This is a genomic window from Lactobacillus sp. JM1 (assembly GCF_009834385.1).
Classification (GTDB): Bacteria; Bacillota; Bacilli; order Lactobacillales; family Lactobacillaceae; genus Lactobacillus; species Lactobacillus paragasseri.
This window is the reverse complement of the sequence record NZ_CP044412.1, coordinates 1363891-1381239: the sequence shown is the minus strand read 5'-3', so window position 1 is coordinate 1381239 and position 17349 is coordinate 1363891. Positions and strand designations below refer to the sequence as shown.

The 17349-nt window shown below is 35.4% G+C and carries 14 protein-coding genes; 13 read left to right on the top strand and 1 reads right to left on the bottom strand.

Annotation, left to right across the window (positions count from 1 at the left end):
* Nucleotides 1-7: 7 nt before the first annotated feature.
* The 9 genes from F3I00_RS07050 to F3I00_RS07010 all read left to right on the top strand — a co-directional run bounded on the left by F3I00_RS07050 (nt 8) and on the right by F3I00_RS07010 (nt 11499).
* Complete coding sequence (locus F3I00_RS07050; RefSeq protein WP_020806712.1) at nt 8-2437, top strand: DNA translocase FtsK; 2430 nt, start codon at nt 8-10, stop codon at nt 2435-2437.
* A 2-nt stretch (nt 2438-2439) separates the two neighbouring features.
* Nucleotides 2440-3654, top strand: coding sequence for a pitrilysin family protein (locus F3I00_RS07045; protein WP_039156050.1), 1215 nt, complete (start codon nt 2440-2442; stop codon nt 3652-3654).
* Nucleotides 3651-4886: a pitrilysin family protein gene (locus tag F3I00_RS07040; protein WP_020806711.1), complete on the top strand. Its 1236-nt coding sequence runs from the start codon at nt 3651-3653 to the stop codon at nt 4884-4886. The genes F3I00_RS07045 and F3I00_RS07040 overlap by 4 nt, the downstream gene beginning before the upstream one ends.
* Nucleotides 4887-5615: an elongation factor P 5-aminopentanone reductase gene (gene ymfI, locus F3I00_RS07035; RefSeq protein WP_020806710.1), complete on the top strand. Its 729-nt coding sequence runs from the start codon at nt 4887-4889 to the stop codon at nt 5613-5615.
* A 58-nt stretch (nt 5616-5673) separates the two neighbouring features.
* Nucleotides 5674-6687, top strand: a complete 1014-nt coding sequence (locus F3I00_RS07030; protein WP_020806709.1) for a RodZ family helix-turn-helix domain-containing protein — start codon at nt 5674-5676, stop codon at nt 6685-6687.
* Nucleotides 6687-7250 carry a CDP-diacylglycerol--glycerol-3-phosphate 3-phosphatidyltransferase gene (pgsA, locus tag F3I00_RS07025; RefSeq protein ID WP_020806708.1) on the top strand — a complete coding sequence of 188 codons (564 nt, stop codon included), beginning with the start codon at nt 6687-6689 and terminating at the stop codon, nt 7248-7250. The genes F3I00_RS07030 and pgsA overlap by 1 nt, the downstream gene beginning before the upstream one ends.
* Before the next feature lie 161 nt (nt 7251-7411).
* Nucleotides 7412-8506: a recombinase RecA gene (recA, locus tag F3I00_RS07020; RefSeq protein WP_020806707.1), complete on the top strand. Its 1095-nt coding sequence runs from the start codon at nt 7412-7414 to the stop codon at nt 8504-8506.
* Between the two features lie 127 nt (nt 8507-8633).
* A complete protein-coding gene (gene rny, locus F3I00_RS07015; RefSeq protein ID WP_020806706.1) occupies nt 8634-10256 on the top strand; it encodes a ribonuclease Y in 1623 nt (540 codons plus the stop codon).
* A gap of 100 nt (nt 10257-10356) precedes the next feature.
* On the top strand, nt 10357-11499 hold the full coding sequence (locus tag F3I00_RS07010; protein WP_020806705.1) for a glycosyltransferase family 4 protein: 1143 nt from the start codon (nt 10357-10359) through the stop codon (nt 11497-11499).
* A 19-nt stretch (nt 11500-11518) separates the two neighbouring features.
* Here the strand turns inward: F3I00_RS07010 and F3I00_RS07005 are convergent, their stop codons facing one another.
* Complete coding sequence (locus F3I00_RS07005; RefSeq protein ID WP_020806704.1) at nt 11519-12184, bottom strand: YigZ family protein; 666 nt, start codon at nt 12182-12184, stop codon at nt 11519-11521.
* A gap of 41 nt (nt 12185-12225) precedes the next feature.
* Between F3I00_RS07005 and F3I00_RS07000 the strand changes: the two genes are divergently transcribed.
* The 4 genes from F3I00_RS07000 to secA all read left to right on the top strand — a co-directional run bounded on the left by F3I00_RS07000 (nt 12226) and on the right by secA (nt 17347).
* Nucleotides 12226-13494, top strand: coding sequence for a DEAD/DEAH box helicase family protein (locus tag F3I00_RS07000; RefSeq protein WP_035425706.1), 1269 nt, complete (start codon nt 12226-12228; stop codon nt 13492-13494).
* On the top strand, nt 13491-14162 hold the full coding sequence (locus tag F3I00_RS06995) for a ComF family protein (protein ID WP_020806702.1): 672 nt from the start codon (nt 13491-13493) through the stop codon (nt 14160-14162). The genes F3I00_RS07000 and F3I00_RS06995 overlap by 4 nt, the downstream gene beginning before the upstream one ends.
* 81 nt (nt 14163-14243) lie before the next feature.
* Complete coding sequence (gene hpf, locus F3I00_RS06990; protein ID WP_003646990.1) at nt 14244-14789, top strand: ribosome hibernation-promoting factor, HPF/YfiA family; 546 nt, start codon at nt 14244-14246, stop codon at nt 14787-14789.
* A gap of 158 nt (nt 14790-14947) precedes the next feature.
* Nucleotides 14948-17347 carry a preprotein translocase subunit SecA gene (gene secA / locus F3I00_RS06985; protein WP_020806701.1) on the top strand — a complete coding sequence of 800 codons (2400 nt, stop codon included), beginning with the start codon at nt 14948-14950 and terminating at the stop codon, nt 17345-17347.
* The last annotated feature ends 2 nt before the right edge of the window (nt 17348-17349 follow it).

Sequence of the window (17349 nt, the reverse complement as noted above, 5' to 3'; positions counted from 1 at the left end):
TGTCTTGATGGCTAAAAAGCGAAAACGCAGGACAAAAAGAAAGAGAAAGACAACTACTAAGAAGAAAAAGCAAAGTATGGAATGGGTCATCACTGGAATCGTACTTGTTTTAATAGCAGTTTTAAGTTGCGTTCATTTCGGCTTGTTTAGTCAACAACTAATTAACTTAATTCGCTTTTTTGTTGGCGATAGTCACTATTTAGCTAGTATTGTTTTAGGCTTAGTTGGTTTGGTCATGGTAATTTATAATCAGCCACCTCATTTTGGTCTAAAAAGAGGAAGCGGATTAGGGATTTTTTATTTAGGTTTACTCCTTTGGGAAAGTTCTCATGTTTTCAATCAAATGATGATCCATCAAGGATTTGTCAACGCCTTTTTAACATCAATTGGTGAAGAATTTTCTCGTGCTCAAATCACGACCAAAGTTGGTGGCGGCTTTATTGGAAGTATGTTTTATCAACTTATTTTTCCAATTTTAGGTACCGTAGGTTCAGAAGTAATATCTTTACTAATGATGCTGGTTGGGGTCTTGATGATCTGTAATGTCAAGTTTGCTACTTTACTATCTGGTTTTCAAAAAGGCTCGCAATTAGTAATTGAGAAAAATAAAGATGCTGGGGATGCTTTAAAGAATAAATATAATGATTTAGTCGAAAAGCATGAGCAGAGTAAGCAAGAAAAATTAAATAATCGTGAAAAATTGACGGATCCTCTAGATAATCATGATGATACTTTCCCAAGTACAGCTGATTTCACGGAAGATGCACCTATTTCAAATAAAACTCAAGATCTTGAAGAAACACCTCATTTTGATCCTCCAATTGAGGTTTCTCAAGAAAATACAGCCGCTTCAGAGACAGAAGTTGGAGATAATTTAACTGATGATTTGCCAATTTCACATTCTTATGCCGAAGAAGATCAAAAGATGAAGCAGGAACTTCAGGATGTTGATCATGGTGATTTAGAGACTAAGCAACACGCTCAAACAAAAAATGCTAATTATCAGAAGCCTCCAATTAATTTGTTAGCACCGATAAAAAGCGTTGATCAGAGTCAAGATAAATCTTTAATTCAGAAAAATACTGAAGTTTTAGAATCTACTTTTAAGAGTTTTGGTGTACATGTTATTGTCAAAAAAGCAGTCTTAGGACCAACTGTTACTCGTTATGAAGTACAGCCTGCAGTGGGAGTTAAGGTAAGCAAGATTGTAAACTTAGCAGATGATCTAGCTTTAGCTTTGGCTGCTAAAGATATTCGTATTGAAGCCCCAATCCCAGGAAAGCCATTAATTGGGATTGAAGTGCCTAATCGAACTACCTCCGCTGTTTCTTTTAAAGACGTAATGCTTCATCAAGATTCAAAAGCAAAAGATATTTCACTTGATGTACCTTTAGGTAAAGACGTTGAAGGAAAAGTAATCTCGGCAGATTTACGCAAGATGCCGCACTTATTAATTGCTGGGTCTACTGGGTCTGGTAAATCAGTAGCAATTAATACAATTATTACTAGTATTTTAATGAAGTCTTACCCAGAGGATGTCAAGCTAGTTTTAATTGATCCGAAGATGGTTGAACTTTCTGTATATAATGGGATTCCTCATTTATTAATTCCAGTTGTTACAGATGCAAAGCTAGCTACAAATGCCTTACGTAAAACTGTTAAAGAAATGGAAAGACGTTATCAGCTTTTTGCAGCTGGGGGAGTTCGCAATATTACTGAATATAATCAAAAGGTAGCTGAAAATAATGCCGATAAGACTAATACAGTAATGGAAAAATTGCCTTATATTGTAGTAATTGTAGATGAACTAAGCGATTTGATGATGGTTGCTGGTCATGATGTAGAAGACGCAATTGTTCGTTTAGCACAAATGGCACGTGCGGCAGGTATTCACATGATTTTGGCAACGCAAAGACCAAGTGTCGACGTTATTACAGGTTTAATTAAGGCAAATGTTCCGTCTCGAATTTCATTTGCTGTTTCTAGTGGAGTAGATTCACGGACTATTTTAGATCAAGTTGGAGCTGAAAAGCTTTTAGGACGTGGAGATATGCTTTTCTTACCAATTGGAGCAGCTAAGCCTGAGCGTGTTCAAGGAGCATTTATTTCTGTAAATGAAGTAGAAAAAATAGTATCGTGGGTAAAAGAGCAGCAAGAAGCGGTATATAACGAAGACATGATTCCTTCAAAGAATGATTCTGAAAATCAAACTGATGGCGAAGATGAGCCTGAAGATGAGTTCTATGATCAAGCGGTAGCCTTAGTCAGAAAACAGCAGTCAGCAAGCGTATCGATGCTTCAGCGTCGATTTAGAATTGGTTATAATCGAGCAGCAAGAATTGTGGATGCAATGGAAGCAAAGGGGATTGTAGGACCTTCGGAAGGATCTAAACCGAGACAAGTACTTATTCCACCAGAAAAGGATGATGATCAGTAATTATGACGAATATTAGAATTGACCATAATTTAAAATTTAAAACAGCCACTTTAGGCTGTTTTTTGCGTTTGCCTTTAGATAAGAAAACATTGGCTTTGGCAAATATTTTAGCTTGTATGCAGAGCAATGCTAGTAAAAGTTTTCCGGGTATAAATATTCAGGCAAGGACTTTTTCTAATCTATATAATGCGAGTTTACAAGTTTTTCCTGAAGTATTTGGAAATCAAATTGTAGTTTTTTACACTATAAATTTTGTTGAGCCTCGTGAAATTCTTGATCCAGACTATAATTATCAAGTAGTAATGGATGCCTTTTTCAAGGTGGTAAAGGAGCCGCTTTTTGATGGTCAGTTATTAGAGCTAGCCAAAAGACAGCTTGAACAGGAAAGAAAACAATACTATGAACTACCTGCAAACTTTGCTTTGAACGGCTTTTTTAATACTTGGTATCGAAATACACCTAATTATCAAGATAGTGTTTTTGGCGATGAGAAGACATTAAAAGATGCTAGCTTAGAAGAAATTAAGTCATTTTTTAATACACTAAAAAATGCGCCTGCCTTTTGTTTGGGACAAGCACAAGATCCTGATAGTTTAACTGATTTAGTTCAAAATCGAATTGATTGGGCCGGTTATTTTGATGATTTTGTTGTGCCAACATTATCTTTAGCGACTACGGAAGATCCAGTAGAAAAAGAAGTACAATTTAAGAGTGAACAAGCGCAGCTTTTAATTGGTTATGGCTATGATCAGTCCTTGCCAGTATATTTTAAACAATTTGGAGGTCTGTTCTTAGGAGAATATCTTGCTGGGGATGAGTCATCTAAGTTGTTTACTGAGGTCAGAAAAAAATTAGGAGCAGCGTATGCCATTGATGCAACTAATTATGTTAATAATTCACTTTTTTTAATTAGCACAGGAATTTCTAAAGAAAAGATTGCAGTTGCTTCTAAGGCAATTAAAAACGGTGTGAAGGCGGTCCAAGAAGGAAAAGTGGACAAAGATGTTTTTAATAAAGCTAAAGCTGCTTTGAAGCGTAATTATCAAATAAGTGCTGATCGACAGGACTTAATTTTAATTCAAATGCTGGCAAATGCTTTAAGAGGTCGCGACTATACTTTTGTACAACGAATTAATGATGTTGAGCAATTTAAAATAGATAAGTTAATCGACTTTAGTCAAAAATTGTACTTTAATGAAAGCTATTGTTTAAAATGAAAAAATTAGATGTAACTACCAGAGATTATAAGTCTGGATTTCGAGCAAAGGTAATTAGAAGGCCATTATTTGCACAAAAATTTATGGGAATTATTGTGGATTTTGGTGGAAGTGATCCTCAGAAGTTGTGTGGCGGAGCTCATTTTTTGGAACATAAATTATTTGCCAAAAAGAATGGTGATATATCGCAGCAATTTGAAGCAGTTGGTGCTTCTACTAATGCATTTACTACGTATAACGAAACAATGTTTTATGCTAGTTTTACTGAACATTGGCGGCAAGTGTTGCCACTGATTTTTGAATTAGTAGGAACAACGTATTTTACTAAAAGCAATGTTACAAAAGAGGCAAAGATCATTGCTCAAGAGTTAGCGATGTATCAAGACGATCCGAATTGGCAAGTAAATTATGAACTGATGCAGATGATGTTTCCTAAGACAAATTTGGCGGAAGATTTAACTGGAACCAAAGCTAGTTTAAAAAAGATGACGCCAGAAATTTTACAGGAAATTTATGATAATAATTATGTTAGTGGTCGAATGGAATTTGTCGCATGTGGTGGATTTAGCGAAAATCAAACAAAAGAAGTCCTGCGTGAAGTAGAGAAACTTGAGCGTAAATATTTAATTTCTAAAAAAGTTGCTCCTAAAAAATTAACTCTTGTAAGTCCAAAAAAACAGCATAATACCATTATTGATTCTGATCTAGCTACTTCACGCGTTGGTATAGGGATCAGGCTGCCTAACTTTGAAAAAGTTGGTCTAAAAAATAGTACTGCACAAACAATTCTTGAAATGATGCTCCAAGCTAAGTTGGGAGTAACCAGTCCCTGGTTTGAAGAAATGCAAAAGCAGGGAATTTTAAATTCTCCGATGGAGCTTCAAGTTTCTTATACTACTGAAGGAAATTTTGCTACGATTATTGGCGCTTCGAATAAGCCAGATTTATTTTTAGAAAATACCAAAAATCAGCTACTAGAAGTTCCAATATCAAAAGAGGCATTCGTATTCCAAAAGAAAGAGGCCTTGGCACAGACGATTAGAGAATTTGATGATTTAAGTACAGTTGCAATCGAAGAAGCTGAATATGGTTTAGAAAATGAAGACTTTAATACTGCAGCTCACGTAATTCAATCCTTAAGTTTTAATGAATTTTATACAGCAATTGATAATATTTTAGCTAAAAGTGATATATTTACTACAATTTTAAAAGGCAAAGAGGAAGCTGATTAAATGAAACGTGCAATAGTTTTTGGTGCAACAGGAGGAATTGGTAAGGCCATTGCAGCTCAACTTGCTGCAAAAGGCTGGTCTTTATACATTCACTTTAATCATAGCAGTCAAGAAGCTGAAAAAATGGTGGCAGAGTTTATTGATAAATATCCAAGTCAAGAATTCTTTCCTTTAAAGTTAGATTTCTTGGCTGAAGATGAAGTAATTAAAACTACAGTCGCTAGCCTTTTACCAGTAAATGCGGCTATTTTCACTCAAGGGATAACTAACTATCAATTCCTTGGTAGTCAAGAATTGACTCAAATAGAAAAAATTATGCAAATTAATTTATTAGTGCCAATAAAGATCACTTCTCTTTTAGAATCACAGCTTTTAAAAAGAAAGCATGGACGTATTATCTTTATTGGCTCGGTATATGGCGGTCAAGCAAGTGCGTTAGAAAGCGTATATAGTGCCAGTAAGGGTGGTTTATCTAGCTTTGCACAAGGATATGCACGTGAAGTCGCATCAGCTCATTTAACGGTAAACGTGATTGCTCCTGGGGCAGTTGATACACCAATGAATGCAATTTTTGATGCAGAAACTTTAAACGAAGTAAAAAATGAAATTCCCGCAGGGAGATTAGCTGAACCTAGTGATATAGTTTTTTGGGTAGAAAACTTACTTGATAAACGTTCAGACTATTTGACTGGCCAAACTATTTATGTTGATGGTGGCTGGCTTGTTTAATGGTTGATTAGTTTGGTATACTCATATTTGAATTATTGCAAAAAGTTGAGAGGATATTATGGCAGATATTGGAGATAAATTACGCAGTGCTCGTAAGGCAAAGGGCATGTCAATTGAAGATGTTGAAAAAATAACAAAGATTCAGCGTAGATATCTTACAGCAATTGAAAATAATGATTTTGATCAATTGCCAGGAGATTTTTATGTTAGAGCCTTTATTAGACAATTCGCCGATGTGGTTGGTCTTAATGGTAAAGAACTATTAGCGGACTATAAATCAGAGGTTCCTGAAGCAAAGCCTGAGGAATACGTTGAAAACTCCATCGACAATAAAAGTGAGAAAATTAAAGAAACTACAAATAGTCGTAAAGGAATGTGGCGTAGTTACCTACCTCAGATTGCAACCGTAGTTGGTGTTGTTTTAGTAATTTTGGTAGTTTATATTGTTTATACTCGTTTCTTTACTGGAACTAATCAGCAATCAGCAAATCAAGCTGAGAACGTAACTGTTTCTTCTTCTCGTATTAAATCTTCAAAATCTAAAACTTCATCAAAGAAGAAATCAACTCCAAAGTCTAAGACTTCAGAAGTTAAAATTGCTAGTTTAGGTAATAATAGTTATCGTGTTAGCGGGATGAAAGATGACCGTACTTTAACTTTAGGCACCACTAAGAATGAAGTTTGGGCACAAATTTTAGTTAATGGTTCTTCAGTTTGGCAAGGAACATTAAAGGCAAACGGTAAGCATTCAGTTCAATTACCGCAGAATGTAAATAGTGTTTCTGTGCAAATGGGTAATAGCGTTTCGACTACTTTGACTTTAGCTGGTAAGAAGGTGAATGCCCATAACTCAACGAATCCTGCTTCACCAATGACTGTCAGATTTACTTTTAGTGGACAAAATAGTCAAACTACTAGTACTCAACAAAGTAGCGCAACTACTCAAAGTTCTACTACTACGAATAATGTGAATACGCAGACACAGCAAAATCAACAAGGTACTCAAAACACTCAAAATACTCAAGGGCAAACGAATACCAATCAAAATAATGGAGGTCAAAGTAACCGTTAATGAATTTACCAAATAAATTAACTATGTTTAGAATTTTTATGATTCCAGTTTTTATGCTAGTTTTAATTTTTAACTGGCCGGCTGGTGGTGCAATTGTTTTAGGTGCACATATTTACTGGTCTCATGTATTAGCTGCAGTGATTTTTGCAGTGGCATCAATAACTGACTTTTTAGATGGTCATATCGCTCGTTCAAGAAATTTGGTAACCAATTTTGGAAAATTTGCTGACCCATTAGCAGACAAGATGCTAACAATGACTGCTTTTGTATTTTTAATTTCTTTAAATCTAGCACCTGCGTGGGTAGTGGCTATTATTGTTTGTCGTGAATTGGCTGTTACTGGCTTACGCTTGATTTTAGCTGAGAATAAAGGTCAAGTTTTAGCTGCCAAAATGCCAGGTAAGATTAAAACAACTACGCAAATGTTGTCCATCATTTTCTTATTGCTTGGTGACGTTTACTACATCGGTACCATTTTATTGTATATTTGCTTAATCTTTACAATTTACTCAGGTTATGATTACTTTAAGCAAAGTGGCGATGTATTTAAAGGTGAAATTTAGAATGAAAAGAAGCAGAAATGCTTCTTTTTTTTGAAAAAAATAAAGTTAGTTTGCGTAATAAAAATTAGAGAAATATATATATGAACGCTAGTTCGTATTTCTCTTGCTTTTAGGTAGTCAAACCAAGTATAATTATTATAAATGAATAAGGAGGAAGAGATTTGGCTAAAGATGATAAAAAGAAGGCCTTAGACATTGCCTTAAAGAAGATTGAAAAAGACTTTGGAAAAGGCGCAGTTATGCGTATGGGTGAAAAAGTAGACACTCAAATTTCCACTATTCCTTCCGGTTCACTAGCTTTAGATGCTGCTCTTGGAGTTGGTGGTTATCCACGTGGACGAATTATTGAAGTATATGGACCAGAAAGTTCTGGTAAAACTACAGTAGCACTTCATGCTGTTGCAGAAGTTCAAAAGCGTGGCGGAACGGCTGCATACATTGATGCTGAAAATGCTATGGATCCGGCTTATGCTGAGGCATTAGGTGTAGATATTGATTCATTAATTTTATCTCAACCAAATACTGGTGAAGAAGGATTACAAATTGCAGATACTTTGATTGCCAGTGGTGCAATTGATATTTTGGTTGTGGATTCAGTTGCTGCATTAGTACCACGAGCTGAAATTGATGGTGATATGGGAGACTCTCACGTTGGTTTACAGGCGAGATTAATGAGTCAGGCCTTGCGGAAACTTTCTGGAAATATTTCTAAGACGAAGACAATCGCCGTTTTCATTAACCAAATTCGTGAAAAAGTTGGTGTGATGTTTGGAAATCCAGAAACTACTCCTGGTGGTCGCGCTTTAAAGTTCTACTCTACTATTCGATTAGAAGTTCGTCGCGCAGAACAGATCAAGCAAGGATCTGATGTAATTGGTAACCGTGTTAAGCTAAAGGTTGTTAAGAACAAGGTTGCTCCACCATTTAAAGTGGCAGAAGTTGATATCATGTACGGTAAAGGAATTTCTCAAACTGGTGAATTAATTGATATGGCTGCTGACAAGGATATCATTAAGAAGGCTGGTTCATGGTATTCATACGGTGATGATCGAATTGGTCAGGGACGTGAGAATGCTAAGCAGTACCTTGAAGAACATCCAGATGTGTATGATGAAGTAAAAGAAAAAGTGCGTAAAGCATATGGAATTGATTCTAAAGCTATTGAAGAGCGTGAAAACCCCGAAAAAATAAAGCAGGAGAAGGAAGCAGCAGCGGTAAAAGATGATGCTTCCAATGAGAAAAGTAAAAAAAACTAGTAAACAAATACAGTTAAACCTTGGCTTTTAAAAGTCAAGGTTTTTTGTATGATTGACATCACTTCCGGATACTTTTATTATTAATAATGTGTGAAATAATTCTATAAAAAAGGCGATAGTAAAAGATATGATAAATACAATTTTAGTTCCTGTTGCTGTCGCTATTGTTTCTGTCTTAGTTGGAGGTTGTGCGGGTTATAGTCTTCGTAAGAATAAATGGGAGACTCAAGCTCAGAATGCAGCCCATGATGCAAAACACATCTTGGCAGATGCAGAAAGTAAGGCTAAAGCGGTAGAGGCTGATCTTGCTTCTCAAAAAGAAGCGATGAGAAAAGCTGCAGCTGATGCCAAAAAAGAAAAGATCTTGGAAGCACAAGAAGAAATTCATCATTATCGTGAAAGAGTAGATAATGAATTGAATGAGCGGCGACAAGAAGTTTCTAGACAAGAAAATCGCTTACTGCAACGTGAAGATGCTATTGATCATAAAGATAGTTTGCTGGATCAAAAAGATTCACAACTCACACAAAAAGAAAACCAAATTAAAAAATTGCAGGCTCAAGTTTTAGAAAAAGAAAAAAGAGCTGATCAATTAGTGACCGAGCGAGAGCAAAAGCTCTGTGAAGTTGCAGAGTTAAGTCAAGAAGATGCTAAAAAGATCGTTTTAGACAAGCTTTCCGACCAACTGGTTAAAGAGAGAGCAGAAATGATTGAAGAAAGTAATCAACTTGCTAAAGCAAAAGCGGATCATTTTGCTCGTAAAGTAATTGTCGATGCAATTCAAAGTAGTGCAGCTGATACAGTTTCGGAAAAGACTGTTTCAGTAGTTAATTTACCAAATGATGATATGAAAGGTCGTATCATTGGCCGTGAAGGTAGAAATATTCGCTCATTTGAGGCTTTAACTGGTGTAGATGTGATTATTGATGATACACCGGATGTAGTAGTCCTAAGTGGTTTTGATCCAATTAGACGTGAAATTGCAAAAAGAGCATTAGAGCGTTTGATTAAGGATGGTCGAATTCACCCAGCACGGATTGAAGAAATGGTTGATCGAGCTCGTAAAGAAGTGAATGATGACATTTACGAAGCTGGAGAGAGTGCTTTAATGGAACTTGGAATTCATAAGATGCATCCAGAATTAGTAAAAATTTTGGGACGCTTAAAGTATCGTACGTCTTATGGACAAAATGTTTTGTCTCATTCTATTGAAGTAGGCAAATTAACTGGTGTGATGGCTGCTGAACTTGGTTTAGACGAAAAAATAGCGGTACGCGCAGGATTATTACACGATATTGGGAAGTCAATTGATCATGAAATTGAAGGTTCCCATGTAGAAATTGGTGTTGAACTTGCACGAAAATATCATGAACCAGATTTGGTTGTGAATGCGATTGCTGCTCACCACGATGATGTTCCTAAATTATCATTTATTGCAGAACTAGTTGTGGCCGCTGATACAATTTCTTCAGCTCGTCCGGGTGCTAGAAGCGAATCTCTAGAAAATTATATTCGTCGTTTAGAGCAACTGGAAACAATAGCTAAAGGACATATTGGCGTAAAACAAGCATATGCAATTCAAGCAGGTCGTGAGATAAGAGTGATGGTCGAACCTGATAAAATTTCAGATGCTCGAACTACTATTCTTGCTCATGATATTAGAAACCAAATTGAACAAGATATGGAATATCCTGGTAACATTAAAGTTACAGTTATTCGAGAAAAACGTGCTGTTGCAATAGCAAAATAAAGACGAATCTTAAGATTCGTCTTTTTTGTTTATTGCTTTATTGTGTTTGAATTGGGGTCTAGGTATAATGAGAAAAAGAAGTTTAAGAAAGTAGATTGTTATGTTTCAGACAATTGTAAAAATATTCTTATTAGTAATTATTACTGCTGCTATAACTCCTTTTATTAGAAAATTAGCTTTCGTATTAGGTGCAGTTGATAATCCAAATGCTCGCCGAATTAATAAAAAGCCAATGCCAACTATTGGCGGCTTAGCGATCTTTGTAGCTTTTAATATTGGAGAGTTTGTTTTGTTAAGGAAAGATTTCCCCACACATGAGCTTTTTTCAGTATTACTAGCATCTAGTGTCATTATTTTGACTGGATTGATTGACGATATTTTAGAACTAAAACCCAGACAAAAAATGTTTGGAATCTTTATAGCATCCCTAGTTGTTTACTTTTTAGCTGGAATTAAAGTTAGAGAATTAAGTTTGCCATTATTAGGTCATCTTCAACTAGGTTGGTGGAGTTTTCCTCTTACTATTTTTTGGATTTTAGCTTTAACTAATGCCGTTAATTTAATTGATGGGCTCGATGGCCTAGCTACAGGAGTTACTTTGATCTCTCTTGTAACGATGGGAATTGTCGGCTTTTTCTTCCTAAAGAGTTGGCAGCACTATGTTCCAATTATGTGTATTATGCTCGCAGCTTGTTTATTAGGATTTTTACCATATAATTTCCATCCTGCTAAGATCTTTTTAGGAGATACAGGTGCACTGTATATTGGCTTTATGATTTCGGTATTTTCTTTAAAGGGACTAAAGAATGTAACTTTTGTATCGTTATTAGTACCAATTCTTATTTTAGGTGTTCCAATTACTGATACAGTATATGCAATGATCCGCAGGAAATTGAATAAAAAGAATATTTCTCAGGCTGATAAGCACCATTTACACCACCAGTTAATGCGAATGGGACTGACACATCGTCAAACGGTTTTAGCCATTTATGGAATTTCACTTATTTTTTCTTTTGTATCACTTCTTTCATTAGTTTCACCTAGATGGGGGATTTGGTTATTAATTTTGGGCTTGTTGTTTGCAGTTGAACTTTTTGTTGAGACTATTGGATTATTAGGTGAAAAATATAAGCCACTTCTGCATTTCTTGCAACGAACTATTAATAAAATGGAACGTGCAGATCCTGAAGTAAAGGTTAGACGATTAAATAAAAAGAATCCAGATAAAAAAGATTTACGTTGATATTAACGTAAATCTTTTTTTATTGCTCATGGAAATTAAAATCAGTAACAGGAATTTCGTTGAATCTTTGATCTAGTTTATTAAATTCTACTTTTCCAGATAATAGATTAATTAAGCTGTCTTCAACTTTTTGAATTTGATCTAAGTCTAAATAAATCTGAATAGTGACATTTGTAGTATATTCTTGGCTAGCGATTGAAATTCGATTTTCTTCTAAGTAATGATTGATTTCATCTATTCGGTTATATGGAATTGAAAATTGAATTAGTTGCTGCATAACGCACTTAACAACGCCAATATTTTGCGCAGCTTCGGTTACTGAATTCGAATAAGCACGAATTAAGCCACCAGCTCCTAGCTTAATGCCGCCAAAATATCGGGTGACAACGGCTGTTACATTCTTTAACTTCATTAGTTGTAGAGCCTTTAGTTCTGGAATTCCAGCTGTTCCTGAAGGTTCACCGTTGTCACTTGCTTTAACTTGGTTATCATTTAATCCAAGAGTATAAGCATAAGTATTGTGTGTAGCATCATGATATTTTTTAGAAACTTGTTCAATAAATTCTTGAGCTTCTTCTACTGTTTCAGTCCGGGCTAAAGAACAAATAAATTTACTTTTCTTAATAATTAGCTCATGCTGCCCAGTTTTACCAATTGTTAAATAATTTAATGGTTTTGATGACAAAAAATCGCCTCCAAATGCGTAATTAACATAGGGTGATATTGATGACCGAATTAAAAGGACGCCAATGGATATCTGATCAGAATAACCATAACATAAACGGCGAAACTACAAAAGTTCCTGCAATGATAAATGGAATTTGTCAGCGATGTAACACCAAAGCAGTATCGAAATTACCAGATGGGCGACGGTATTGCCGAGAGTGTATTGGGCTAGGAAGAATAACAGAAGGGGATGAGTTAGAACGAAACGTTGAGAATGTCAATTATCCTAAAGTACTTATGCCTTTAAGCTGGAGTGGCACGCTAACTGAACAGCAAGAATTGATCTCCAAGGAATTAGTGAATTCTTTTAAAGATAGGCGTAATCATCTGATTCATGCAGTAACTGGGGCTGGTAAGACTGAAATGCTATTTAAGGTAGTAGAAGAAGTTTTAAAAGGCGGTTTTCGAATAGCAATTGCTACTCCAAGAATTGACGTAGTTGATGAATTGTTTCCACGTTTTCAAGCGGCTTTTGAAAAAGTAGAAATTGGCAAATACCATGGACGTGAACATCATGAAATAAGTGATGAACAATTTGTTATTTGTACAACGCACCAACTTTTAAAGTTTTATCATGCTTTTGACTTAATTGTAATTGATGAGGTAGATTCTTTTCCTTTTTATGAAAATAAGATGTTGCATTTTGCGGCAGAAAACGCGGTAAAGGAAGCAGGGTGTACTTTTTTTCTAACAGCAACGCCAGACTCAAAGTTATTAAGGCAAGCGAAAAATAAAACAATAAATTATTCTTTACTTAAGAGGCGATTTCATCAAGGTTTGTTACCAGTCCCCAAAGAAAAATATTTTTTTAAGTCTTTTATTTCAAATAAGGGAAAAGTTCATCCGGTTTTGATTAAACAAATTAAGCAAATTCTTGATATGAAAAAGCCACTTTTAATATTTGTTCCTCGAATTAAAGAATTACCGGCTTATGAAGAATATATAAGCTCGATTTTTAAAGCAAGTAAGATTGTTAGTGTGTATGCAGGTGATAAGGATCGACAGGCAAAAGTTGCTAGCTTTCGCAAGCGAGAGATAGATATTTTACTGACGACAACAATTTTAGAACGAGGAGTAACTTTTAAGCATGTTCAAGTAATTGTGATTGCTGCCGATGATCCAATTTATAATACGCCAAGCTTAGTTCAGATTGCAGGAAGAGTTGGGAGAAGTGCTGATGATCGAGATGGATTAGTTTTGTTTTGTTATCACAAATATACTAAAAGTATCCGAGAAGCAATGAGACAGATTAGGATGATGAATAGATGAGTAAATGTCTACTGTGTAAGTCTAATTTTAGGAGCCAAATTAATTACGAAATAATTTTTTCATTTGTTAAATCTAAAGAAAAGTATGCCTGTTCTGATTGTTTACAAAAGTTTGTCAAAAAGAAAGGCATCGTATGTTCAGGCTGCAACAAAGAAATAAATAAAAAAGGATTGTGCTCTGATTGTATTAAATGGCAGCAAAACTACGCAGGCAATATATTAGACAATAAAGCCATATATCAATATAATGAAGCTTTTCATGACTTGATGGTGCAGTATAAACGCTATGGCGACTACGTTTTGAGCTATGTACTAGCTGAATTAGTTAATTCTTTGCCAAAAGCAGATTATTATGTCTCGATTCCTAGTTCTCCCAGCCATTTACGAAAAAGAGGATTTGAAACAATTGCTTCTATTTATCAAAAATTTGTCCCTTTAACAGATTTATTGGTTAAGGCGGATACTGAAAAAGCCCAAGGTGAAAAAAATAGACAAGAACGGTTGCTAACTAAGCAGACATTTTCAGCAATTAGAAACAAGAATGTCCGAGGAAAAATTTTGTTGTTGGACGATATTTATACAACGGGACGGACCTTATATCATGCTCGGGATGCGGTATTAGAAGCTTATCCTAATTGTAAAATAAATAGTTTTACAATTAGTAGATAAATGATTAGTAAAACCGCTTACAATTTGCTATACTAGATGTGTAAAGAAAAACGTCATAAGACGTTGGAAGGAGAATCTACAATGTTAAAATACAATGTTCGTGGAGAAAATATCGAAGTTACTGATGCCTTAAGAGATTATGTTCAAAAGAGATTGGATAAGCTCGAAAAGTACTTCGAAATTAATTCCGATGTAATTGCTCATATCAATTTAAAAGTTTATCCAGATCACACTGCTAAAGTTGAAGTGACAATTCCACTTCCATACTTAGTTTTACGTGCTGAAGATACAACTGATGATATGTACAAGAGCATTGATTTCGTTTCTGAAAAATTAGAGCGTCAAATTAGAAAATACAAGACTCGTATTAATAGAAAGAGCCGTGAAAAGGGATTGAAAGACTTCTTCTATGAAGACTTAGAAGAAGAAAAGAAGACACCTAAGGAATTTGATATTGTTCGTAACAAGCACTTAGATTTGAAACCAATGAACGCAGAAGAAGCAGTTTTGCAAATGGATTTATTGGGTCATGACTTCTTTGTTTTTGAAGATGCAGATACTAACGGTACAAGTATTGTATATCGCAGAAATGATGGTCGTTACGGTTTAATTGAAACTAACGAATAATTAAAACAATTTTATTAATTGATAGTCTCTTAAGTAATGAATTAGCTTAAGAGGCTTTTTCTTGCAATAGTAGGTTTCTCATTTTTCCAAATTAATGTTAAAATTACATAGTATTATTTTAGATTTGTGCACAAAATTTAAACCTAAGGACCGATTAAATGGCTAATATTCTTAAAAAAATTTATGACAATGACAGAAGAGAATTAAAAAAATTTGAAAAATTAGCAACTAAGGTAGAATCTTTAGCAGACGAATATGAAAAATTGTCTGATGAACAATTACAAGCAAAAACGCCCGAATTTCGCAAACGTTTAGAAAAGGGCGAGACGTTAGACGATCTTTTGCCAGAAGCTTTTGCGACAGCACGTGAAGGAGCTAAGAGAGTTTTAGGATTATATCCTTTCCGCGTTCAGATCATTGGTGGTATTGCACTTCATTACGGGAATATCGCAGAAATGATGACTGGTGAAGGTAAGACCTTAACAGCTACTCTACCTGTTTATTTAAATGCTTTAACAGGAAAAGGCGTTCATGTTGTAACAGTTAACGAGTACTTATCAAGCCGTGACGAAAGTGAAATGGGTCAACTATATAAGTGGCTTGGCTTGACTGTGGGTTTGAACCTTAATTCTATGTCTGCAGATGAAAAGCGAGACGCTTATAACTGCGACGTTACCTACTCCACTAACTCTGAGTTAGGATTTGATTATTTAAGAGATAACATGGTTGTCTACAAGGATCAAATGGTGCAACGTCCACTTAACTATGCAATTATCGATGAGGTTGACTCAATTTTAATCGATGAAGCTAGAACACCTTTAATTATTTCTGGACAAGCAGAGCAGGCTAATAGTGAATATATTCGTGCAGACCGCTTTGTTAAGACTTTAACTGAAGATAAAAGTGATGATGATGCAGATGACGATGAAGATCACGGTGATTACAAGATTGATTGGCCAACTAAAACTATTAATTTGACCAACCAAGGAATTAAAAAAGCTTGTGAACATTTCGGCTTAAAGAACTTATATGATATTGATAATCAGGTTTTAGTTCACCACATTGACCAAGCGTTAAGAGCTAACTACATTATGTTGAAAGACATTGACTATGTAGTTCAAAATGGCGAAGTTATGATTGTTGACTCCTTCACTGGACGTGTAATGGAAGGACGTCGCTATTCTGATGGACTTCACCAAGCAATCGAAGCTAAAGAAGGAGTTAAGATTCAAGAAGAATCAAAAACGCAAGCAACCATTACTTACCAGAACTTCTTTAGAATGTACAAAAAACTTGCTGGTATGACTGGTACGGCTAAAACAGAGGAAGAAGAATTCCGTGAAATTTACAACATGGAAGTAATTACTATTCCAACTAACCGACCAATTGCTCGTAAAGATTTGCCTGACATCCTATATCCAACTTTAGATTCTAAATTTGAAGCTGTAGTAAAAGAAATTAAGGAACGTCATGCTAAAGGACAGCCTGTCTTGGTTGGTACTGTGGCAATTGAAAGTTCTGAGCGTTTAAGTAAGATGCTTGATCAAGCTGGTATTCCGCATGCTGTTTTGAATGCCAAGAACCATGCTAAAGAAGCAGAAATTATTATGAATGCTGGTCAAAGAGGAGCAGTAACTATTGCTACTAACATGGCCGGTCGTGGTACAGATATCAAGTTAGGGCCTGGTGTAAAAGAGTTAGGTGGCTTGGCAGTTATTGGTACTGAACGTCATGAATCTCGTCGTATTGATAATCAGCTACGTGGTAGATCTGGTCGTCAAGGAGATCCTGGTGTAACAAGATTTTATCTTTCTCTAGAAGACGATTTGATGAAGCGTTTTGGTGGGGACCGTGTAAAATTATTCCTTGATCGAATCTCTGATAATGATGATGATAAAGTAATTGAATCACGGATGATCACTAAGCAGGTTGAATCAGCTCAAAAACGTGTTGAAGGTAACAACTACGATACTCGTAAGCAGACCTTGCAGTATGATGATGTTATGCGTACTCAACGTGAAATTATCTATGGGGAAAGAATGCAGGTTATTTCTGAAGAAAAATCATTAAAACCTGTGCTGATGCCAATGATTAAACGAACTATCGATCATCAAGTTGATATGTATACGCAGGGCGATAAAAAGGACTGGCGCAACGATCAATTAAGGGACTTTATTTCATCTGCTATTACTGATGAAGAAACTACTAAGAAACTTAATATTAAGCACTTAAGTGCTGAAGAACTTAAAAAGCGTCTTTACAAGATTGCCGAAGATAATTACGCCGAAAAGGAAAAACAACTGGCTGATCCTGAGCAAATGCTAGAATTTGAAAAAGTTGTTATCTTGCGTGTCGTAGATGAACGCTGGACTGATCATATTGATGCGATGGATCAACTACGTCAATCTATTAGTTTGAGAGGATATGGACAACTTAATCCATTAGTTGAATATCAAGAAGCAGGCTATAGAATGTTTGAAGAAATGATCAGTGATATCGAATTTGATGCCACCCGTCTATTCATGAAGGCTCAAATACGACAAAACATTAGTCGATAAAA